This is a genomic window from Ideonella alba, assembly GCF_018069845.1.
GTDB classification, from domain to species: Bacteria; Pseudomonadota; Gammaproteobacteria; order Burkholderiales; family Burkholderiaceae_C; genus Ideonella; species Ideonella alba.
On record NZ_JAGQDD010000027.1, the window covers coordinates 24,402 to 46,404 of the forward strand.

Below are 22,003 nucleotides of genomic sequence, written 5' to 3' on the forward strand. Positions count from 1 at the left end.
GATTGTAGGCGTCAGCGGCGCAGGCGCAGGCGCAGGTCCTCACCGACCGGGGTGATCTCATGGAATCGCCAGCGCGTGGCCGCGTCCAGGCCCGGCAGGGCCGTCAGCTCGGCCAGCGGCCGGCCCGGCCCCACCAGCATCGGGGCCAGGTAGAGCAGCAACTCATCGACCCAGCCGCCGCGCAGCCAGGCGCCCGCCAGCGTGGGGCCGCATTCCAGGTGCAGTTCGTTGCAGGCCAGCGCGTGCAGGTCGGCCAGCACCGCGGCCAGATCGATGCGGCCGTCCACCAGCGGGCAGGGCACCAGGGTGGCACCGCGGTCGCGCAGCGCCTGGGCCGCGGCGCCATCGGCGCTGGCGGTGTAGACGCGCACCGGCGAGGGGCCGGCATCGAACAGCCGCGCCTGGGGGGGCGTCTGAAGGTGGGTGTCGACAATCGCCCGCACCGGTTGGCGGGCGACCGCCACCTCGCGCACATCCAGCCGCGGGTCGTCGGCCAGCACCGTGCCGACACCGCACAGCAGCACGCCGGCGCGTGCGCGCCAGGCATGACCGTCGGCGCGCGCGGCGCCACCGGTGATCCACTGGCTGCGGCCGTCGGTCAGCGCGGTCCGGCCATCCAGCGACGCGGCCATCTTCAGCCGCACCCAGGGCCGGCGGCGCTGCATGCGCGAGAAGAAGCCGATGTTCAGCTCCCGCGCCTGCTCGGCCAGATCGGGTGGGCCCCATTCGGCACGGATCCCGGCCCCCGCCAGCCGGGCCATGCCCTGGCCGTTGACCAGCGGGTTGGGGTCGCCCACGGCGGCCACCACGCGGGCCACGCCGGCCTCGATCAGGGCGTCGCAGCAGGGGGGCGTGCGGCCGTGGTGGGCGCAGGGCTCCAGCGTCACATAGGCGGTGGCACCACGGGTGGACTGGCCGCGCGCCTGGGCGTCGCGCAGCGCCATGACCTCGGCATGCGGGCCGCCAGCCTGCTGGGTGAAGCCCTCGCCGATGACCTGCCGGCCCCCCGGTGCCACCAGGACGCAGCCCACCCGCGGGTTGGGCTCGCTCAGGCCGATGGCGTGCCGGGCCAGTGTCAGGGCCTGGCCGAGGTGGTGGGCGTCGAGATCGGTGGGGTGCATCGGTAACGGGGTTGAGTGGCGATTGTCCCCCCTTCAGAGGGAGGGACGCGCGGCCGCCGTCGGTGCAGCATGTCGAGGTACCGCGCATGCCTGCCCCGGCGTGGCGGACCAGCGCCGCAGTCGATGGCGCGCACCAGGGAGACCCCATGCCAAGTCATCGCGCTCAACGCCCCCCGAGGCGCGCGCCCGCCGTCGCCGGCTTTGGCCTGCTGGAGCTGGTCATCGGCCTGGCCGTGCTGACCATCCTGGCGTCGGCGGCGGTGCAGCCGGCGCAGCAGATGCTGCGCGCCCGCAGCGTCGACCAGTCGGTCGAGGGCCTGGTGACGGCGCTGGCCCGCGCCCGAGCCGAGGCCATGGCCCGTGCCGAGGTGGTCACGGTCTGCCCGCGCGACCCGCTGGCCGGCGATGCCGCGGCCGTCTGTGCCAACAGCCTGGAATGGAGCGCTGGCTGGCTGGTCTTCGTCGACCGTGAACGGCGCGGCCTGCTCGAGCCGAGTGACCTGCTGCTGCAGGCCATCCAGCCGCCCCCGCACCCGCCACGGGTGATCGCCACGATGCGCCGCATCAGCTTCATGCCCACCGGCATTTCCCTGAACGCGGCCTCGCACTTCGATTTCGTGCCCGAGGGTGGCGACCCCGCCGCGCCCGATATCGTCGGCGCCCGGCGCGCCTGCATCAACAAGCCCGGCCGGCTGCGCATGCTCCCCCGGGCGCTGCCCTGTGCGGGCTCGGCATGACCGTTCGTCGCCGCCCGACGGCCTTTTGTCCGGCGCTCGCGTCAAGCCGGCCCCGGTCCGGCCGACAATCACGACATGAGATGTGTCGCAATCCGTCCCGGTTACCGGGCACGCCAGTCCGGCCGGGGGTTCACCGTGGTCGAACTGGCCGTCACCCTGGTCGTGCTGGCCGCCCTGGTGATGTCCGCCGTGCCCTTCATGCGGGACTTTGTCGGGGGTCGGATCGCCGAGTCCCAGGCCGAGGAACTGGTGTCCTCGCTGCGCCAGGCACGCAGCGAGGCGATGAAACGGCTGGTCGAGGTGTCGGTGTGCGCCGGCAAGAACCTCACCACCGACAACGCCGAGTGCTCCGGGTCCAGGACCTGGAGCCAGGGCTGGATCAGTTTCGTGGACTACAACAACAACGGCATCCGCGAGGCCGGCGAACCCGTGCTGCGGGTGTTCGCCGGCCCGGCAGGCCTGAAGGCGGCCGATGGCAGCGTGCAGTCGCTGACCCTGGCCCGCACCGGCATCCTGTTGCGCGCCGATGGCGCCGCACTGACGAACGATGCCCAGTCCTGGGTGCGCTTTGCCCCCAATACCGGATCCGACCGGTCGGCGCGCACGATCTGCGTGAATCGTCAGGGCCGGGTGGCGCTGTTGAAGGGAGCGGGCGCATGCGCATGATTCGGTCCTCCGTCCACCAGCAGCGAGGCGCCTCGCTGATCGAGGTGCTGGTGTCCATCCTGGTGGTGTCGCTGGGGGTGGTGGCCATGGGCGGCCTGCTGGCCTCGGCCACCCGCCTGGGCAAGGCCAGCGAGATGCGCGCCGTGGCCAGCCTGATGGCCTCTGACATCGCCGACCGCATGAAGGCCAATGTTGGAGCGGCCCGCAGCAGCCTGTACGACCACACCGATGCCTTCGTCAGCCCGCCCGCCACGCCGACCCCGGTGAACTGCGCGTTGCCGTTGAACTGCCAGCCCAAGGAGCTGGCCGACCAGGACATGGCGCAGTGGCGGCTGTCGCTGCTGAATGCCCTGCCGTCCGGCACTGGCTACGTGCGCTATGACGCCGGTGCACTGGATGCCGCCGGCGGCGCGGTGGACGTCTGGGTGGCGTGGCTGGACCCGACCGCACTGTCGGTGGGCGCCTTCCAGGACATCGACAGCCTGAACGCCAAGACCTGTCCGCCGGGCTTCCGCGACCTCAACCCGCAGCCGCGCTGCATGTATTTCCGGGTGGCACTGTGATGAGGACCGCCCACATGCGCCGCGCACCGGGACAGGCCGGCTTCACGCTGGTGGAGCTGATGGTGTCCCTGATGGTCGGGATGATGGTCGTGGCCGCGTTGCTGGCCGGCTACTTCGCGATTTCCGTCAGCAGCCGCCACACCCGCGCGCTCACCCAGATGACCGAGGACGCCAGCGCCGCGCTGGGCGTGCTGCGCACCCACCTGGCCCAGGCCGGCTACAGCCGACCCTCCGGGGTGACCACCAGCGGCTTTCAGCGCATCTACACCGGTGCGGCAGTGGTGGGGTGCGATGGCAGCTTCAAGGATGTCACCGCCGCCATTGACGCGCTGGCCTGCGCCGACACCACGGGCAACGATGCCCTGAAGGACGCGGTGTCGGTGGCCTATGAGGCCGACACGGCCAACTCCATCGCCTCCGGCGGCAAGCCGCTGGACTGCCTGGGCAACGCGCTGACCAGCATCGGCACGGCGCCCAACGCCTACTACCTGAACACCAGCACCTTCTACGTTGCCAGCGGGGTGGATGGCCGCGGCGCACTGTTCTGCCGGGGCAATGGCGGCGGCACGCCGCAGGCACTGGTCGAGAACATCGCCGACCTGCAGGTGCTGTACGGCATCAGCACCAACCTCAATGCCGACCCGGTGACCGTGGGCTATTACGGCAAGGCCTCCGCGGTGAACATGGCCAACGTGGTGGCGGTTCGCCTGTGCGTGGTTGTGATGAGCAGCGACGAGGTCATGGACGACAAGACCCCTTACTTCAACTGCAGCGATACCCAGGTCACGCCCACCGACAAGCGCATGTACCGGGCGTTCCGATCGACCGTGCTGCTCCATAACCGCCTGAAGGCCAACCTGTGAAGCCCGCCCTGTCTGCGCGCCGTCGCGGCGCCTCCTCCTCGCGCCAGCGCGGCGTGACGCTGATCATCGCGCTGGTGATGCTGGTCGTGATCGGCCTGGCCTCGGCCGCCGTGATGCGCAGTTCGCTGACCTCCGACGTGGTTTCGAACAACGCCCGGCTGCACACCCTGGCCCAGCAGGCGGCGCAGCTGGCGCTGCGCTTCTGCGAAACCCAGATCGAGCGCGAATCCAAGGACTGGATCGGCGGTTTCACGATCAATGCCGCTTCGCCGGGCGATCCGTACTGGCAGTCATTCACCACCTGGCACGGGGGCAGCGCGGTCCAGGCCATCAAGGTGCCTGACGCGGTGCTGGCCTCTGGCGACAGCAGCTTCAAGCCGACCACGGTGCCGCAGTGCCTGGCCGAGTGGAGCGACGCCGTTCCGGGCACCCGGACCATCATCGTCACCGCCCGCGGCTTCAGCCCCGATTACGACCAGACCGACGCCGGCCGGCAGACCGCCGGCTCCGTGGTCTGGCTGCAGTCCACCCTGCGCATCAAGTGAGCGCAGCATGCCCGCATCCAGAGAGGCCCGCATGAACCGATCCCATTCCCTTCAGGCCTGGTCGCTGGCCGGCGCTGCGCTGCTGGCTGCAGCCACCCACGCCTGGGCCGAGCCGGCGCAGTCACCGCTGACCGCGCGCAGTGCGGCGCCGCCGCTGCCCAACCTGATGCTGACGATCGATGACTCGGGGTCGATGCTGTTCGACTTCATCCCCGAGGAGACCTTCACGGTCAATGGCAAGAGCGTCATCATCGCCACCTCGCCCACCGACGTGAACCAGCGCTTCTGGCCGGTGGGCTATCCGAACGACAAGCGGCGCTCGCCCTACCGCCAGTGGACCGACGGCAACTGGTACACCTTCTCGTACACCGTGGGCGGCGTCGTCACCGCGCTGGGACCGAACAAGGCGGCGGTGTTCGAGATGCAGTTCCGCTCGCCCGATGTCAATGCGCTCTACTACAACCCGGACATCTGGTACCGGCCCTGGAAGAACGTTGATTCGCTGCCGAACGACATGGCGAATTCGACCTACACCAACGCCCGGCTGGATCCGGTCTTCGATGCCACCAGTGTGCTGGACCTCAGCAAGACCTTCACCGGCAAGCAGACCTGGTGCACCAGCTACAAGGTTTGCGATGCCACGCCGACCTCGCGCAGCTTCAATCCGGCCATCTACTACCGGTTGAAGGATGGCTCAGTTGATCCCAACCAGAAGACGTCGTACACCTTCTACAACCTCAACACCACCAACGACACGTCCGAACCTTACGCACCGGCCACCAAGCACGCCAACCGCAAGGATTGCGCCGGCTCGCGTTGCACCCAGGCCGAGGAACAGCAGAACTTCGCCAACTGGTTCACCTACTACCGCCTGCGCGAGACCATGACCAAGGCGGCCATCAGCCGCTCGCTGGTCGACTACCAGGACAAGATCCGTGTGGGCTGGGCCCAGTTCAACGCCTACAACAACAGCTCGACCAAGACCCGTGTCCAGCAGGGCATCCAGCAGATGACGGCCGCGCAGCTCAAGACGGTGCTGTCGGGCATCCACCAGGTGTCCTCCTTCGAGGGTACGCCCACGCGCAACGTGCTGGACGAGATCGGCCAGTACTTCCAGAAGGAAGACAGCAGCAGCCCCTGGCTGGGCACGCCCGGCGATACGGCGTCGAGCAAGCTGTCGTGCCGTCGTTCGGCCAACTTCCTGTTGACCGATGGCTACTACAACGACACCTACACCGCCGCCGGCAATGCCGACGGCTCGAACGGACCGAAGTACGAGGGGAGCCTGAACCCCGACAACTACACCGACGTGCAGTACCTGGCCGTCCCGCCGTATTCCGACGGCACCACGCCTTACTCCGACACGCTGGCGGACGTGGCGATCAAGTACTTCAAGAACGACCTGCAGCCGGGCATTGCGAACCGGGTGCCGCCGGTCCAGGGTGACATCGCCTTCTGGCAGCACCTGACCCAGTACACGGTGGGTCTGGGCGTTGTGGGCACGCTGGATTCCACGGCCGCCAACAAGGCCACCACGCTGGCCCAGATCAAGAGCGGCGCGAAGAACTGGCCCGATCCGTCGGCGGGCTCGGCCCAGAAGGTCGATGACCTCTGGCACGCAGCGGTCAACACCGGCGGCGATTTCTATTCGGCCAAGAGCTACGAGGACCTGTCCAAGGCCATGCGGGATGCGATCGGCAAGGCGATCTCGAAGACCGCGAAGGAAGCCGGCGTGTCGCTGAACTCCTCCACCAAGGTGCTGGGGACCTACAAGTTCGTCCCGAAGTACCAGGCGGTGTCCTGGTACGGTGACCTGGAAGCCTATGCATTGACCGATGTCGGTGCAGAGAGCGGTGCGCCCGTCTGGAAGGCTTCACAGCCCAAGACGGCCACGAACAAGCCGGTGGAGTGGACGGCCCGCAACCTGCTGGTCTGGAACCCGGACGCCAAGAAGGCCACGCCGTTCACCTGGCCCAAGGTCTCCACCGATGGCATGGGTGCCACGAACGCTGCCGCGATGAAGATCGACGGCACTGTGGACGGCCCCACGCTGACCGACTGGGTGCGTGGTGACACCAGCAACGAGGCGGCCGACAAGCCCTACCGCACGCGCAGCGGCAACCGCTACCCGGACTTCGTCAATTCGCCGCCGGTCTACGTCAAGGACCTGGTCCAACGGGATTATTCGGGCATCGATGCCGGATACACCACCTACCTGGCCTCCAAGGTCGACCGTACCAAGGGCGTGGTCTTCCTGGGCGGCAACGGTGGCATGCTGCACGCGTTCGACAGCAGCACCGGCGATGAGGTGATGGGCTTCCTGCCCTCGCCGGGTCTGCCCAAGCTGGCCAAGATCGCGGCCAAGAACTACGGCACCGAATCCAACTTCCACCAGTATGTGGTGGACGGCCCGCACATCGAGGCCGACGCCTACATCGTGACCCGCCGCGACGCTGCAGCCAAGTGGGCCAATGTGGTGGTTGGCACCATGGGTGCGGGCGGCCGGGCGATCTATGCGCTGCATGTGCCGACGACCAACCCGACCGCACTGGACGCCGACACCGTGCTGTGGCAGCGCTCCAGCACCGACGACCCCGACTTCGGCTACATGATGGGTGATGTCGCGGTTGGCAAGATCCAGGGCGGTACCGCGTCCGACGGCTGGAAGGTCTTTGTCGGCAACGGCATCGACAGCACCGACGGCAAGGCCGCGCTGATGATCATCGACCTGTCCACGGGTGCGGTGGACAAGGTGGTGCTGGATACCAGTGGGGGCAACGGCGCGATGGGTGTGTCGCTGGTGCGCAATGATCTGGGTGCCGTGATGGCCGCCTATGTGGGCGACATGAAGGGCCAGCTCTGGCGGGTCGAGTTCGCCTCGGCCACCAACAGTGCCACCTGGAAGGTGGGCTACGGCGGCAAGCCCCTGCTGCAGGCCTTTGACCCCGATGGCGTGACGCCGCAATCGATCACGACGGCCCCCTACAGCATGCCGTTCAAGTTCGGCAATGGCCAGCTCGTCGTGTTCGGCACGGGTCGCCTGCTGAACGAGACCGACGCCGATTCCGCCCGCCAGCAGACGATCTACGGCGTGCTCGATCCCACGCCGGCCAAGGATTCGACCGACAGTCTGAGCAGCCCCTACTACGGCGGAACCGATATCCGCGGTGTGCTGTCCAAGCGCACCCTGGGTGCGGCCACGACCATCACGGTGGGCGGTGTCACCCGCACCTTCTACCCGATCGAGGGCGAGGACATGGACTGGAATGTCCGCAAGGGCTGGTACCTGGAGCTGACCAAGGCGGGGCAGCGGGTCATCTACCCGGTGCAGCCGATCTTCGATGACTACATCTTCGTGCAGAGCATGGTGCCGGCGCCGAAGGCGGCCGAGTGCGAGGTCACCAGCGGTTCTGGCACGAACTTCATCTTCCGTGCCCATGAAGGCCTGCCGCCCAAGGATCCCATCGTCGACACCAACAACGACGGCAAGATCGACGAGAACGACAAGCCGCTGGGTGCCTATGACGTGAACGCCGACGGCACCGACGGCCTGGTCGTGCCGCCCGACAGCGAATGCGTCGACGGCTTCAAGATCGTCTGGGACTTCGACACCGACCCGCGCGGCAAGGCCATCCGCCTGGCCTGCAGCACCACGGCCCAGAAGGTCATCGACCGTGTCTGGCGCGAGATCGTCAACCCGCCGCAGCCCAAGTGAGGAACGACAGCATGACCCCTGAATCGTCGCCCGGCCGTCCCGGCCCCAGCGCCCGCGCGCCCGCCCGGGGCTTCACCCTGGTCGAGGTGCTGATCGTGGTGGCCATCCTGGGCATCCTGTCGGCCTTCGCCTACCCGGCCTATACCGAGCAGGTGGCGCGTGGCCGCCGCTCAGGGGCCCAGGCGGGGCTGATGGAAGCGGCACAGTGGATGCAGCGCTACTACGCGGCGCTGAACACCTACAAGGACGCCGACAAGAAGATGCCCGATTCCTACAAGTCGATTCCCCGCGATGGTGGCGCCAAGACCTACACGGTGGAAGTGGCGGTGGGTTCGGACGAGCGCAGCTACACCCTGACCGCCAAGCCGGTGACGGCCGACGCCAAGTGCGGCAACCTGACGCTCAATGACCTGGGGCAGAAGGGCAGCCAGTACGGCGACGTGCCCACCTGCTGGCGCTGAGATCCACCGGGCGCGTGGCGCCCGGCCTCAGATCTCCTTGATCAGCCGACTGAACTCGTCGACGTCCTCGAAGCTGCGGTAGACCGAGGCGAAGCGCACGTAGGCCACCTTGTCCAGGCGCTTGAGCTCGCGCATCACGAGCTCGCCCACGCGCGTGGACGGCACCTCGCGCAGACCGCTGGCCAGCAGCTTCTCCTGGATGCGCTCCAGCGCGGCGTCCACCTGTTCGATGCTCACCTGACGCTTGCGCAGCGCCAGGGTCATCGAGGCACGCAGCTTCTCGGGGTCGAACTCCACCCGCGCACCACCGCGCTTGACCACCGCCGGCAGCGAGATCTCGGCCCGCTCGTAGGTGGTGAAGCGCTTCTCGCAGCGGTGGCATTTGCGCCGCCGGCGCACCACGTCGCCCTCATCGGACTCCCGGGTCTCGACGACCTGGGTCTCGTCGTGTCCGCAGTAGGGGCAGCGCATCGCCGTCTCCGCCTGGGGATACCGATCAGCGGTAGACCGGGAAGCGGCGGGTCAGCGCCGACACCTGCTCGCGCACGCGGGCGATGGTGGCCTCGTCGTGCGGGTTGTCCAGCACGTCGGCGATCAGGTGGGCCGTCTGACGGGCCTCCTCTTCCTGGAAGCCGCGCGTGGTCATCGCCGGCGTGCCCAGGCGGATGCCGCTGGTGACCATGGGCTTTTGCGGGTCGTTCGGGATGCCGTTCTTGTTGCAGGTCATGTGGGCGCGGCCCAGGATGGCCTCGGCCTCCTTGCCGGTCAGACCCTTGGGACGCAGGTCCACCAGCATCACGTGGCTCTCGGTGCGGCCGCTGACGATGCGCAGGCCGCGCGCCTTCAGCGTCTCGGCCAGCACGGCGGCGTTTTTCACCACCTGCTGCTGGTAGGCCTTGAACTCGGGCGACAGCGCCTCCTTGAAGGCCACCGCCTTGCCGGCGATCACGTGCATCAGCGGACCGCCCTGGATGCCGGGGAAGATCGCCGAGTTGATCTTCTTGGCCACCTCTTCACCGCGCATCAGGATGATGCCGCCACGCGGGCCGCGCAGGCTCTTGTGGGTGGTCGAGGTGACCACGTCGGCGTGCGGCACCGGGTTGGGGTAGACGCCCGCGGCCACCAGGCCGGCGTAGTGCGCCATGTCGACCATGAAGTAGGCGCCGACGGCCTTGGCCACCTGGGCGAAACGCTCGAAGTCGATGCGCAGCGCGAAGGCCGATGCCCCGGCGATGATCAGCTTGGGCTTGTGCTCGTGGGCCAGCCGCTCCATCGCGTCGTAGTCGATGTCTTCCTGGGCATTCAGACCGTAGGACACCACCTTGAACCACTTGCCCGACATGTTCAGCGGCATGCCGTGCGTCAGGTGGCCACCTTCGGCCAGGCTCATGCCCATGATGGTGTCGCCCGGCTGCAGCAGGCCGAAGAACACCGCCTGGTTGGCCTGCGAGCCGCTGTTGGGCTGCACATTGGCGTACTCGGCCCCGAAGAGCTGCTTGGCGCGGTCGATGGCGAGTTGCTCGACCACGTCGACGTTCTCGCAACCACCGTAGTAGCGCTTGCCCGGGTAGCCTTCGGCGTACTTGTTGGTCAGCTGCGAGCCCTGCGCAGCCATCACGGCCGGCGAGGTGTAGTTCTCGGAGGCGATCAGCTCGATGTGCTCTTCCTGGCGGCGGTTCTCGGCCTCGATGGCGGCGAACAGCTCCGGGTCGACACGGTCGATCGTCGATTGGGTGCGGTCGAACATGGATGTCATCCTTGGTGTGGCGTGGCGCGGCCCGGCGCGATGGTCGCTGCATGGCGGCCATCGGCGGGTTGCCCAGGCGAACGGCAGTTCAGGGCCGCATCACATGTCGGCCCCCGCGCTTCCCGGTGGTGATCCACCTCGCAGCGGACGCCACCCGGGGAGGGTGGCCGTCACGCCCTGTCGCCAGTCGCGCGTGATGTCGTGTTGTCAGCCCGCAGTGTAACGGGTGTGCCGCTCAGCCGGCCAGCGCCACCTGCTCGTGCACGGGGTCGGTGGTCAGCGGAGAACTGGCCGCGGCGGCGGCCGCAGGCGCACTGGCCGTGCTGGGCGCGGCGATCACGGTGTTCGGTGCCGTCACCGGCACGTTCTGGCCTGCCGCCACCGCCATCAGGTGACGGTGCTCTGAGAGCACCTTGCCGGCGTAGCCGCCGTCGTCGTCCAGGTTGGCCGCACCCACGTAGTAGCGCAGGCCGCCTTCCAGCGAGCCGGCACGCGCAATGCACTCGCGCAGCACGGCCACGCCCACGCGCAGGTTGCTCACCGGGTCGAAGGCGGCCAGGCGGCCGCCCATGGACTCGTACTTGTCGTTGTGCACACGGGTCATCACCTGCATCAGGCCCTGCGCGCCCACCGGGCTCTGCGCAAACGGGTTGAAGCCCGATTCAATGGCCATGATGGCCAGCAGCAGCGTGGGCTCCAGGCCCGCGCGCTGGCCCACGGTCCAGGCTTCCTGCACCAGGCGGGCCACCGGCTCCGGCGCCACGCGGTAGCGGCGCGAGATCCACTGCGTGACGGCGGCCTGCGGCCGGTTCAGCGTGTGCACTTCGGTCGCCAGCGTGCGGACCATCGCCGGATCAGCCGGCATGTCCAGCAGTTCGGGGCCTTGCCGCTCGGCGTGACGCTCCTGCAGCCAGCCCAGGGCCTGCTGCTCGAAGCTGGTGCGCAGGTCGGCGCGCCCGGCCACGAAGGCCACGGCGGCCAGCACCAGCAGGCCCAGCAGCGCCAGCATATTGTGGCTGACCTCGAGCAGACCGCCGCCCACGTCGCGCAGGAACACGCCTGCGCTGTGGCGGCCAGCCTCGGTCACGTCCTTCCACCATCGTGAAAAGCGCATGTCCATCCTTTCGTCTGTACCACCGGTGGCGGGAGGGCCCAGGCCCCAGTGGCGGGGCGGCCGGTGGTGATAATCAGTGGTCGCGCGCCGCAGCGGCGGGCCATCGTGGGCCTTGTGTTCGCAGACCAGGCGTCGGGTTCCCTCCAGGCTGTTGTTGCATTCAGCAGGGGAAACCCGTATTCGAACGTCGGGGCGGATTGTAGGAAGCGTCAAAATAACTGGTCAAGCATAAGGCCACTGAAATCAATAACAATTGGCTATGAAATACAAGGACCTTCGCGACTTCATGGCGCAGCTCGAACACCGTGGCGAACTGCGCCGGGTCGCAGAGCCAGTGCTGGCGCGGCTTGAAATGACAGCACTCGCCGACCGCGTGCTGCGCGCCGGCGGCCCGGCGCTGTTGATCGAGAACACGCCTGGTTACAACATTCCGGTGCTGCTGAACCTGTTCGGCACGCCGCGCCGGGTGGCCTGGGGTCTGGGCGTGGACGATGTGGGCGCGCTGCGCGACGTGGGCCGCCTGCTGGCCGCACTGAAGGAGCCGGACCCGCCCCGTTCGCTGCGCGAGGCCGGACGCCTGTGGGACATGGCCAAGGCGCTGTGGGACATGAAGCCGGCGCGGGTCAGCAAGGGCGTCTGCCAGGAGATGGTGGTCGAGGGCGCCGAGGTGGACCTGGGCCGCTGGCCGGTGCAGACCTGCTGGCCCGGCGATGCTGCGCCGCTGATCACCTGGGGCCTGGTGGTCACCCGCGGTCCGCAGTCGGTGGCGCGGCCCCGCAGCCGGCAGAACCTGGGCATCTACCGTCAGCAGGTCATCGGCCGGCGCGAGGTCATCATGCGCTGGCTGGCGCACCGTGGTGGCGCGCTGGATTTTCGCGAGTTCGCGGCGGCCAACCCAGGACAGCCGTTCCCGATCGCCGTGGTGCTGGGGGCCGACCCGGCCACCACACTGGGTGCCGTGACCCCGGTGCCGGACACCTTGGGTGAGTACCAGTTTGCCGGCCTGTTGCGCGGCGGGCGGACGGAACTGGTCGACACCCAGGTGGGAGAGGGCGGTCTGTGGCTGCAGGTGCCGGCGCGCGCCGAGGTGGTCTTCGAGGGCCACATCCCGACCGCTGCCGACGGCTATGAAGGGGTGAGCGAGCAGGGTGTGCCGCTGAAGTCGATCGGCGGCTACCTGCACGCGCTCGAAGGTCCTTACGGCGACCACACCGGCTACTACAACGAGCAGGACTGGTTCCCGGTGCTGCGCATCGACCGCCTGACCCACCGCCGCGATCCGGTCTACCACAGCACCTACACCGGCAAGCCGCCCGATGAGCCGGCGGTGCTGGGCGTGGCGCTCAACGAGGTCTTCGTGCCGATCCTGCAGAAGCAGTTTCCGGAGATCGTCGACTTCTACCTGCCGCCCGAGGCCTGCAGCTACCGCATGGCGGTGGTCTCGATCCGCAAGGCCTACGCCGGCCACGCCAAGCGCGTGATGTTCGGGCTGTGGAGCTTCCTGCGCCAGTTCATGTACACCAAGTTCATCGTCGTCGTCGACGACGACATCGACGTGCGCGACTGGAAGGAGGTGGTCTGGGCCATCACCACCCGCATGGACCCGGTGCGCGACACCACGCTGGTGGACGGCACGCCGATCGACTACCTGGATTTCGCCTCGCCGGTCAGCGGCCTGGGCGGCAAGATGGGGCTGGACGCCACCCACAAATGGCCGGGTGAAACCCAGCGCGAATGGGGCCGGGCGATCACCATGGACGGCGCGGTGCAGGAGCGCATGGACGCGCTGTATCAGCGGCTGTTTTCCTGAGCCTGATCAAGTCCTCTTCAAGGACGCGAATACCGCTTGCATCCGCCGCGCGCCGGGCGTAATCTTGCATCGCCGTCCACTGCGATGGCATCCCACCGGGCGCCATTCCGGCGTCCCATGGAGCCCCGGCCCGATTACCGCCGGATCTCCACTGGGCAGTGAAGCTGCCCACAGGCCCCCCGGTCGTCATCGGCTTGGGGGGCTTCGTCGTTTCTGGGGTATCTGCAGCGCGTGGCGGCGGGCACAGCCTGGGTCACGGATCGCGCAGAATCCTCTTTTCACCTGCGCCGTCGCCCATGTCCCCGAACCCGCCGCCGACCCCCGCGCACCATCCTCAACGCTGGCAGCAGCCGGCCGTGCGTCGGCTGGCGCGGATCGCCGCCGCCGTCACCATCCTCTGGCTCGTGCTGGTGGCGCTGGCCCTGGTGCTGCCCGGCCTGCTGCGCGGCATGGTGGAGCGCGAAGCCAGCCAGGCCCTGGGTCGCGCGGTGCGCATTGAGCGCCTGGCCTTCAACCCGCTCACCCTCAACGCCCAGGTCGAGGGCCTCACCGTGGCTGGGCAGTCTGCGGACACGCCGCCGCTGCTGCAGGTGGACCGCGTTTCGGCCAACCTGTCGCTGGCCAGCCTGTGGCAGCGTGCGCCGGTGCTGGACGCGCTGCAGATCGAGCGGCCGCGCCTGACCCTGGCGCGCCTGGACGCCAACCGCTACAGCATCGATGACCTGCTCGCGCGCTTTGCGCAACCGTCCGAGCCTGGGGCAGCGCCGCTGCGCTTGGCGCTGTACAACCTGCGCGTGACCGATGGCGACATCGCCCTGGATGACCGACCTGCGAAGCGGGTGCACCGGCTCACCGCGATCGAGCTGGGCCTGCCGGTGGTGTCGAACCTCGATGAGCACGACGTGGCCATCCTGGTCGAGCCGCGGCTGCGACTGCGCCTGAACGGCACCGAGGTCGACACCGGCGCCCAGGCACGCCCCTTCGCCAAGGAGCGCGCTGGCGAGTTGCGCCTGGACCTGAACGGCCTGGACCTGGCCGACTGGCAGGCCTACTGGCCCACGGCGGTACCAGTGCACCTGCAGGCGGGCCGCCTGCACTCGGCGCTGCGCCTGCGCTTCAGCGCGCCGGTCGGTGCCGCGCCCACCGTGAGCCTGCAAGGCCAGCTCGGCATCAGTGATGCGCAGCTGGTGTCCGCGCGCGGTGAGCCGCTGCTCGCGTGGCAGCAGCTGAACCTGAGTCTGGCCGATGTCAAGCCGCTGCAACGCCAGGTCCATCTGGCGCGGCTGGTCTGGAGCGGCGCGCGCTGGCAGCTGCGCCGCGAGGCCTCGGGCCGGCTCGCGGGCTGGATGACCGCACCCACGCCCGGACGCGTTGCCGGGTCACCTGCGGCGCCCCCATCGTCACCCGCGTCGACGCCGGCGTCGCCAGCATCGGCCGCCTGGACCGTGCAGCTGGACGACCTGCAGCTGACCGACCACGCGCTGAGCTGGCAGGACGCCACCACCCAGCCCGCTGCGCAGCTTGCCTTGCAGGACATCGGACTGAGCGTGCAGCACCTGCGCTGGCCCGTGGGCGACGCCACGGTTCAGGCAGAGGCCACCATGGGGCTGCCAGCGGCGGTGGCCCCGGCAGCCTCGGCGGCGGGCCAGCTGCGTGCCCAGGCCACGCTGAGCGCCGCGCGCAGCAGCATCCGCCTGCAGGCCAGCGACCTGGGACTGGCACCCTGGCGGCCCTATCTGGCCGCGCTGCTGCAACCGCGCCTGGACGGCCGCCTCACTGTTGAGGCGCAGGCCGACTGGACCGGCCTGCCCGAAGGCCTGCCGACGGCCCTGAGCATCCAGCGCGCGCGCCTGGACGACTTGCGCCTGACCGACGGCACGCAACGCCCGCTGGCCTGGACCGCCCTGGAGCTGGGCCCGGTGCAGGTGGATCCGGCGCGCCGCGCCGTGCGCATCGACCGGGTGACCTGGCAGTCGCCGCAGGCGGTGCTGTCGCGCGACGCGGCCGGGCGGCTCAGCGCGCAGGACTGGCTGGTGCCGCAGCCGGCTGCGGCCTCTGGTGAGTCGGCGCCCTGGACGCTGGCGCTGGAGCGGCTCCAGGTGCGCGGCGGCCAGTTGCAATGGCAGGACGCCGCCACCGGGGGCGACCCGGTCGCCCTGCTGGTGGATGGCGTGGCGCTGCAGCTCGGCCCGCTGCGCTGGCCCGCGGTGGCTGGCGCGCCCATGCCGGTGAGCGGCGAGCTGCGGCTGGCGGCCGCCAATGAGCGGCCCCAGCGCGGCACGCCGCGCGCCGGCCAGTTGCGCTGGGACGGTCGGCTCGCGCTGGCGCCGTCGCTGGCCTGGCAGGGCAAGATCCAGGCACAGCAGTGGCCGGCCCACCTGCTGGCCCCCTATGCCGCTGATGCGCTGCCGGTGACGCTGGCGCGCGCCGCGATCGACTGGCAGGGCAGTGTCGACGCCCAGGTGCAGCCCGCCGGGCTGGCCGTGTCGGCGGCCGGCCAGGCGCGGGTGGCCGACCTGCGCCTGCTCGGCGCCCGGGGCAAGCCCTCGGCCGGCGACGAACTGCTCAGCTGGCGTGAGCTGTCGCTCGACGGTCTGGAGTGGCGCTCGGCGCCCGGACAGGCGCCGCGGCTGGTGCTCAGGAAGGTCGGCCTGAGCGACTTCTATGCCTCGCTGGTGGTGACCGAGCAGGGCCACCTGAACCTCAACGACCTTCAGTCCGCGTCCGAGTCGGGCGCAGTGGCACCGTCCGTGGCGGCCTCGGCGCCGGTCGCTGCGTCGGTCGCAGCCGCCAGCGCGGCAGCGCCCGCGGCGTCGGCCAGCGCGCCTGCGCTGCAACTGGTGCTGGGCGGCGTCGAACTGCGCAACGGCCGGGTGGATTTCGCCGACCGCTACATCCGTCCCAACTACAGCGCCGCGATCAGCGAGCTGGGTGGCACCATCGGCGCCTACCGCTGGGATGCCGAGGACCTGGCCACGGTGGAACTGGCCGGCCGGGTGGCCGGCACCGGACAGCTCGACATCCGGGGCAAGCTCAAGCCCACCGCCCATCCGCTGGTGCTGGACATCCGCGCCCGTGCCACCGACCTGGAGCTGACGCCGCTGTCGCCCTATGCCGCCAAGTACGCCGGCTATGCGATCGAGCGCGGCAAGCTGTCGATGGACCTGCGCTACCAGGTCCAGCCCGACGGCCGGCTGGAGGCGCGCAACCAGATCGTGCTGAACCAGCTGACCTTCGGCGACAAGGTCGACAGCCCCGATGCCACCCGCCTGCCGGTGCTGCTGGCCGTGGCCCTGCTGAAGGACCGCAACGGCGTGATCGACCTGGACCTGCCGATCGGCGGCTCGATCAACGACCCCGAGTTCAGCGTCGGCGGACTGGTGATCAAGCTGATCCTGAACCTGCTGACCAAGGCGCTGACGGCGCCCTTCGCGCTGCTCTCAGGGGGTGGCGGCGGCGAGGACCTGGGCCAGGTGGCCTTCGAGCCCGGCACGGCCCGCCTGGCGCCGGCGGCCGACGAAGCGCTGGGCAAGGTGGCTCGCTCGCTGGCCGAGCGTCCGGCGCTGCAGCTCACCATCACCGGCGTTGCCGATCCGCTGCGCGAGCGCGCGGCGCTGCAGGCGGCTGCCCTGGAGCAGCGCCTGCGCAGCGTGGGCCGCAGCGAGGATGGCGATGCCCAGCCCTGGGACGCCGCGCGCCGCGAGGCCGCGCTGCGCCGCCTGTACGCCGACACCCCGCTGCCCAACAAGCCGCGCAACCTGCTGGGCCTGGCCACCACGCCCGAGCCGGCGCAGATGGAAGCCATGCTGCAGGCCGCCATGCCGGCGGATGAAGCCAGCGCACGGACCCTGGCCACCCGACGTGCCGAGGCCGCCCGAGACGCGCTGCGCGCCCGCGGCCTGGCCAACGAGCGGCTGTTCCTGGCCGCGCCGCGCCTGTCGGGCCAGGAGGGCCCGCCGCCCGGGGCCAGCCTGCAGATCGACGTGCGCTGAGTCCCTGCCGGGACGGGGTCTCCCCGCCCCGCGCGGCGCGGGGCGCACACGCATAATCGACCCATGTCGGGCGAAGGCGGGAACAACATGCGGATGTGCACGATCACGCTCGCCGGAGGGTGCTTCTGGTGCCTCGAGGCGGTCTACCTGCGCGTGGCCGGCGTGACCGCGGTGCAGTCGGGTTATGCCAACGGCCACCTGCCGCAGCCCAGCTACGAGCAGGTCTGCCGAGGCGACACCGGCCACGCCGAGGTGGTGCAACTGCAGTACGACCCCACCCAGGTCGAGTTGCGGGCCCTGCTGGAGGTGTTCTACGCGGTCCATGACCCCACCACGCTGAACCGGCAGGGCAACGACGTCGGTCCGCAGTACCGCTCGGGCATCTACTGGAGCGACCCGGCCGACGAGCCGGTGGTGCGCGCCGTCACCGCCGAGGCCGACGCGCTGCTGGGCGGCGGCGTGGTCACCGAGCTGGCGCCGCTGAGCGGCTTCTGGCCGGCCGAGCCCGAGCACGACCGCTACTTCGAGCGCAACCCCTGGCAGGGCTATTGCGCCTTCGTCGTCGGGCCGAAGGTGGCCAAGTTCCAGCAGCGTTTCACCTCGCTGCTGCGTCGCTGAATACCGGCTGCGAGATCTCCGCGATGTCCCCACCCGCCGCGCCAGCCGCTGCCGGCGATGATCCGCTGGCCCTGTGGTGGTTTGAGGTGCCGATGCCATCGTGGCGCCTGGCTGCCGATGGCTGGCAGGGCAATCGTGCAGCCCAGGACTGGCTGAGCGAGCAGCAGCCGCCGCCCGAGGCCTGGTCGCAGGTGCTGGCCCGGCTGGCCGAGGCGCCCACCGACCGGCCTTGCCTGCTGACCCTGGCGCCGCCGGGGATCGCCTTGCAGTTCACGCCCCAGGCCCTGGGTGCGGCGCAGGGCTGGTGGCTGCAACGCTTCGAGCTGGGCTCCAGCGGGCTGGTCAGTGTGACCGAACTGCTGGAACTGCTGCGCGGCCATGGCCCCGTGGGCAGCCTGGTGCGCGACCTGGATACCGGCATTGGCCAGTGGGACGGCGATGTCTTCGAGATGCTGGGTGTGCCGCCCGCGCAAGGCACACCGGACTTCGAGCAGGCGCTGGCCATGGTGCACGAGGCCGACCGCGCCGCGTTCCTGGAGCGCCACCAGGTGCTGTCGGCCGAGCCCGGCCGCTACAGCCTGCGCTTTCGCGTCCGCCGCCCCGATGGGCAGACCCGCCACCTGCTGTCGCTGACCGAGGTGCTGGCGGCCCGCGGCGGCCACGGCCGGCGTCTGGTGAGCCTGCTGTTCGACGAAACCGACAGCGTGGTGCGGCACCAGGCCGAGCGCGAAGCCAGTGACGACCTGTCCTCGGTGCTGGCGATGGCTGGCGTGTCGGTCTGGCGGGTGGATGTCGCCACACAGACGGTGCAGTTCAACGAGGCAGGCTACCGCATGATCGGTCTGCCGGCGCGTGAAGCGCCGATGCCGCTGGCCGAGGTGCGCTCGCTGATCCACCCGGATGACCTCGCGCGCGTGGTGAACGCGGCGGCCGAGGCCAGCCACAGCCAGTCGGTGGTCGACGTGATGGCGCGCTACCGCGATGGTGACAGCGGCTGGCGACGCCTGCTGACCCGGCGGGTGGCGCGGCGCGATGCCGATGGCGTGGTGCGCACGCTGCTGGGCGTATCGCTGGACTTGAGCGAGCTCAGCCAGGAGCGCGACCGCGCGCTGGCCCTGATGGACCGGATGCGCCTGGTGACCGACGCGATCGGCGTGGGCTTCTGGTGGCGTGACCTCGACGGCGGCCTGCTGGAGTGGGACCAGCAGATGTACCGCCTGCACCACCGCGATCCCTCGGAGGGCACCCCCTCGCTGGACGAGTTCCTGGAGCGCCATGTGCACGCACTCGACCGCCCGATGCTGATCGACCGGCAGCGGCGCCACATCAGCGAGTGGCCGGCCACCTCGGAGATCACCTTCCGCATCCTCACCCCCGAGGGGCAGACGCGCTGGATCCAGTCCTGGACCCAACGCCACTGGCGCGAGGGCCACCGGCTGTCCTTCGGCATGCACGTCGACGTCACCGCGCAGCGCGAGGCCCAGTGGCAGGCCGAGCGCGAGCGCGAACGTGACCGCTTCGCGATCGAGGCGGCGGGCATCGGCGTCTGGGAAGTGCCGCTCGACGGCCGGCAGGCGCGCTGGAGCCCGTCGATGTACGCGCTGTTTGGTCGACCGCCCACCGAGTCCGTGTCGCCGCTGCGGGTGATGGCCGAGGCCCTGGATCGCGGCGCGCTGGCCGATACCCGCGAGGCGCTGCGACGCTGCCGCCTGCACGGCCGGGATTTCCGGGTCGAGCATGCGGTGAAATGGCCCGACGGCAGCCAGCGCTGGCTGCTGTCCTTCGGCCGCCTGCAGTGCGACAGCGCGGGCCAGCCAATGGCCGTGACCGGTGTGGCAATCGACATCACCGGCCGCCGTCGCAGCGAGGAACTGGCGCGCGAGCGCGACCGCGCCGAACAGGCCAGCCTGGCCAAGTCGGCGCTGATGGCCCGGGTCAGCCACGAGCTGCGCACACCGATGAACGCGGTGCTGGGCTTTGCCGAACTGATGGCGCTGGATGCGCTGAGTGCCACGCAACAGGAGCGGCTGCGCTGCATCCGGGCCGCTGGCGGCCACCTGATGGAGCTGATCGACGACCTGCTGTCGCTGTCACGCGCCGACGCCGCCGGTACCCACCTGGCCACCCAGCCGGTGCCGGTCAGCGAGGTGCTGGCCGAGGTGTGCCAATGGGTCGACGCGCTGGCCCAGGCGCATGGCGTGCAGATCGAGGCGCGCCAGGCCATGAACACCGCGGCCTGGGTGCAGGCCGACCGGCGCCGGCTGGGCCAGGTGCTGACCAACCTGCTGACCAACGCGATCAAGTACAACCGCGCGGGCGGTCAGGTCTGGATCGAGCTCAGCGGCGCCGATCTGGACGGCACGCCCGCCTGGTCGATGGCGGTGCGCGACAACGGCCGCGGCCTCAGCCCCGAGCAGCAGGTACACCTGTTCGAGCCCTTCAATCGCCTGGGGGCCGAACGCGAGGGCATTCCCGGCAATGGCATCGGCCTGTCCATCGTGCGCCAGCTGATCACCGACATGGGCGGGCGGCTGGCGGTGAGCAGCCAGATCGGTCAGGGCTCGGTGTTCCGTGTCGACCTGGCGGCCGTGGTGCCGCCCGAGCAGAGCACCGTGCCAGCGTCGCGCCAGGGCACGGCCCGTTCACCCGTGCCACCGAGCGCGCCGACCCAGGGGCCGATCGAGGTGCTCTACGTGGAGGACAACGCGGTCAACGAGTTGCTGGTCAGCCAGGCACTGAGCCTGCGGCCGCGGTTTCATCTGCGCACGGCCGGCGATGGCGCCGAGGGCCTGGCGCTGGCGGCCCGGCACGCACCGCGCATCGTGCTGCTGGACATGCAGCTGCCGGATTGCCACGGGCTGGAGCTGCTGCAGCGGATGCGTCAGCTGCCGGCGCTGGCCGGGTCGCGCTTCATGGCCCTGTCGGCCAACGCGATGCCCGATGACATGCAGGCGGCCCTGGCGGCCGGCTTCCACGACTACTGGACCAAGCCGCTGGATGTGCAGCGCTTCCTGGACAACATGGATGCCCAGGCGGCGCAGCTGGGCCGCTGAGTGTCAGGGGGCGAGTCGCTCGCGCAGCCAGCGGCCGTCCGCCAGCCGGTAGCTCAGGCGGTCATGCAGGCGCGACACGCGGCCCTGCCAGAACTCCCAGCGCTCCGGCACGAGGCGGTAGCCGCCCCAGTGCGGCGGCCGCGGCGGATGCAGGCCATGGCGCGCCGCCGCCTTGGCGGCATTGGCCACCAGCACCGCGCGCGAGGCGATCACCTGGCTCTGCGGCGAGGCCCAGGCGCCCAGCCGCGAGTCCAGTGGCCGCGACTGGAAGTAGGCGTCGGACTCCTCCGCGGACACCTTCTCCACCCGGCCCTCCACGCGCACCACACGCTCCATGACCACCCAGTGGAACTGCAGCGCGGCCACCGGGTTCGCGGCCAGTTCCTGGCCCTTGCGGCTCTCGTAGTTGGTGTACCAGACCAGGCCACGGGCATCGACGCCCTTGATCAGCACGATGCGGGTGGAGGGGCGGCCATCGGCGCCCACCGTGGCCAGCGTCATCGCGTTGGGCTCGGCCACACCGGCGTCGATGGCCTCCTGCAGCCAGGTCTCGAACTGCCGCAGCGGGTCATCGGCGGCCAGGTGTTCCTCAAGCTCAGCGCGCTCGTAGCTCTTGCGCAGGTCGGCAATGTCCTTCATGCCCCCAGTGTAGTGTTCGTGCTCAACCCGAGGGCCTGTTCGCACTACGGGAAGGGATTGCGTTGGTGCCCAGAAAGGTCGCAGGCAAGGCGCACACCACAGCCGGGTTGGATACCCGGCGCGGATGTGCAACGCCGCATGCGACCTTTCTGGGCTTCAACCCTTCGGGGAGGCCCGCCAAATCGGGCCACTCGTCGTTGCACCGCTTGCCCGCACGTCAGTGCGGGCTGTGCGCTGCGTCTAGATTGGCCCGATTTGGCGGGCCTTCGCAACCCTTCCAGTAGTGGGAACAGGCCCTAGGTGCAAGGCCTTAGGTGAACGTCCCAGCTTTGCGCCCCCGGTCGGCGGCGCGATGCTCA

The 22,003-nt window shown here is 69.9% G+C and carries 16 protein-coding genes and 1 riboswitch; of the genes, 11 read left to right on the top strand and 5 right to left on the bottom strand.

Translation table 11 applies throughout. From position 1 onward, the window contains the following. Positions 1-11: 11 nt before the first annotated feature. Positions 12-1,121, bottom strand: a complete 1,110-nt coding sequence (gene ribD / locus KAK03_RS23010) for a bifunctional diaminohydroxyphosphoribosylaminopyrimidine deaminase/5-amino-6-(5-phosphoribosylamino)uracil reductase RibD (RefSeq protein WP_210857021.1) — start codon at positions 1,119-1,121, stop codon at positions 12-14. Positions 1,122-1,267: 146 nt separating this feature from the next. Here ribD and KAK03_RS23015 point away from each other — a divergent pair, with 146 nt between their 5' ends. The 7 genes from KAK03_RS23015 to KAK03_RS25180 all read left to right on the top strand — a co-directional run bounded on the left by KAK03_RS23015 (position 1,268) and on the right by KAK03_RS25180 (position 8,671). After that, positions 1,268-1,858 carry a type II secretion system protein gene (locus KAK03_RS23015; protein WP_210857022.1) on the top strand — a complete coding sequence of 197 codons (591 nt, stop codon included), beginning with the start codon at positions 1,268-1,270 and terminating at the stop codon, positions 1,856-1,858. Between the two features lie 135 nt (positions 1,859-1,993). Next, the gene (locus tag KAK03_RS23020; protein WP_210857023.1) at positions 1,994-2,524 is read left to right on the top strand and encodes a GspH/FimT family pseudopilin; all 531 of its coding nucleotides are present in this window, start codon (positions 1,994-1,996) and stop codon (positions 2,522-2,524) included. After that, the gene (gene pilV, locus KAK03_RS23025; RefSeq protein WP_210857024.1) at positions 2,515-3,087 is read left to right on the top strand and encodes a type IV pilus modification protein PilV; all 573 of its coding nucleotides are present in this window, start codon (positions 2,515-2,517) and stop codon (positions 3,085-3,087) included. Before KAK03_RS23020 ends, pilV begins: the two co-directional genes overlap by 10 nt. A 14-nt stretch (positions 3,088-3,101) precedes the next feature. After that, positions 3,102-3,950, top strand: a complete 849-nt coding sequence (locus tag KAK03_RS23030) for a PilW family protein (protein WP_210857025.1) — start codon at positions 3,102-3,104, stop codon at positions 3,948-3,950. Then, the gene (locus KAK03_RS23035; protein WP_210857026.1) at positions 3,947-4,495 is read left to right on the top strand and encodes a pilus assembly PilX family protein; all 549 of its coding nucleotides are present in this window, start codon (positions 3,947-3,949) and stop codon (positions 4,493-4,495) included. The genes KAK03_RS23030 and KAK03_RS23035 overlap by 4 nt, the downstream gene beginning before the upstream one ends. Before the next feature lie 31 nt (positions 4,496-4,526). After that, complete coding sequence (locus tag KAK03_RS23040; RefSeq protein WP_210857027.1) at positions 4,527-8,210, top strand: pilus assembly protein; 3,684 nt, start codon at positions 4,527-4,529, stop codon at positions 8,208-8,210. Positions 8,211-8,221: 11 nt separating this feature from the next. Continuing rightward, positions 8,222-8,671, top strand: coding sequence for a type IV pilin protein (locus tag KAK03_RS25180; protein WP_210857028.1), 450 nt, complete (start codon positions 8,222-8,224; stop codon positions 8,669-8,671). A gap of 27 nt (positions 8,672-8,698) precedes the next feature. Here KAK03_RS25180 and nrdR read toward each other — a convergent pair whose 3' ends face one another. From nrdR to KAK03_RS23060, 3 genes are all read right to left on the bottom strand, one after another. After that, a complete protein-coding gene (nrdR, locus tag KAK03_RS23050) occupies positions 8,699-9,142 on the bottom strand; it encodes a transcriptional regulator NrdR (RefSeq protein WP_210804042.1) in 444 nt (147 codons plus the stop codon). A gap of 25 nt (positions 9,143-9,167) precedes the next feature. Continuing rightward, positions 9,168-10,418, bottom strand: a complete 1,251-nt coding sequence (gene glyA, locus KAK03_RS23055) for a serine hydroxymethyltransferase (RefSeq protein ID WP_210857029.1) — start codon at positions 10,416-10,418, stop codon at positions 9,168-9,170. A gap of 63 nt (positions 10,419-10,481) precedes the next feature. Beyond that, positions 10,482-10,619, bottom strand: a riboswitch (ZMP/ZTP riboswitch). A gap of 34 nt (positions 10,620-10,653) precedes the next feature. After that, positions 10,654-11,532: a lytic transglycosylase domain-containing protein gene (locus KAK03_RS23060; RefSeq protein WP_210857030.1), complete on the bottom strand. Its 879-nt coding sequence runs from the start codon at positions 11,530-11,532 to the stop codon at positions 10,654-10,656. 259 nt (positions 11,533-11,791) lie between these two features. On the opposite strand from KAK03_RS23060, the gene KAK03_RS23065 reads away from it, so the two are divergent. The 4 genes from KAK03_RS23065 to KAK03_RS23080 all read left to right on the top strand — a co-directional run bounded on the left by KAK03_RS23065 (position 11,792) and on the right by KAK03_RS23080 (position 21,005). Then, positions 11,792-13,342, top strand: coding sequence for a UbiD family decarboxylase (locus KAK03_RS23065; protein WP_210857031.1), 1,551 nt, complete (start codon positions 11,792-11,794; stop codon positions 13,340-13,342). Positions 13,343-13,638: 296 nt separating this feature from the next. Beyond that, positions 13,639-17,334, top strand: coding sequence for a DUF748 domain-containing protein (locus tag KAK03_RS23070; protein WP_210857032.1), 3,696 nt, complete (start codon positions 13,639-13,641; stop codon positions 17,332-17,334). A gap of 63 nt (positions 17,335-17,397) precedes the next feature. Beyond that, positions 17,398-17,952: a peptide-methionine (S)-S-oxide reductase MsrA gene (msrA, locus tag KAK03_RS23075; RefSeq protein WP_247661368.1), complete on the top strand. Its 555-nt coding sequence runs from the start codon at positions 17,398-17,400 to the stop codon at positions 17,950-17,952. A 23-nt stretch (positions 17,953-17,975) separates the two neighbouring features. Beyond that, on the top strand, positions 17,976-21,005 hold the full coding sequence (locus KAK03_RS23080; protein WP_210857033.1) for a hybrid sensor histidine kinase/response regulator: 3,030 nt from the start codon (positions 17,976-17,978) through the stop codon (positions 21,003-21,005). A 3-nt stretch (positions 21,006-21,008) separates the two neighbouring features. Here KAK03_RS23080 and pdxH read toward each other — a convergent pair whose 3' ends face one another. After that, positions 21,009-21,644, bottom strand: a complete 636-nt coding sequence (gene pdxH, locus KAK03_RS23085; protein WP_210857034.1) for a pyridoxamine 5'-phosphate oxidase — start codon at positions 21,642-21,644, stop codon at positions 21,009-21,011. Positions 21,645-22,003 lie beyond the last annotated feature (359 nt).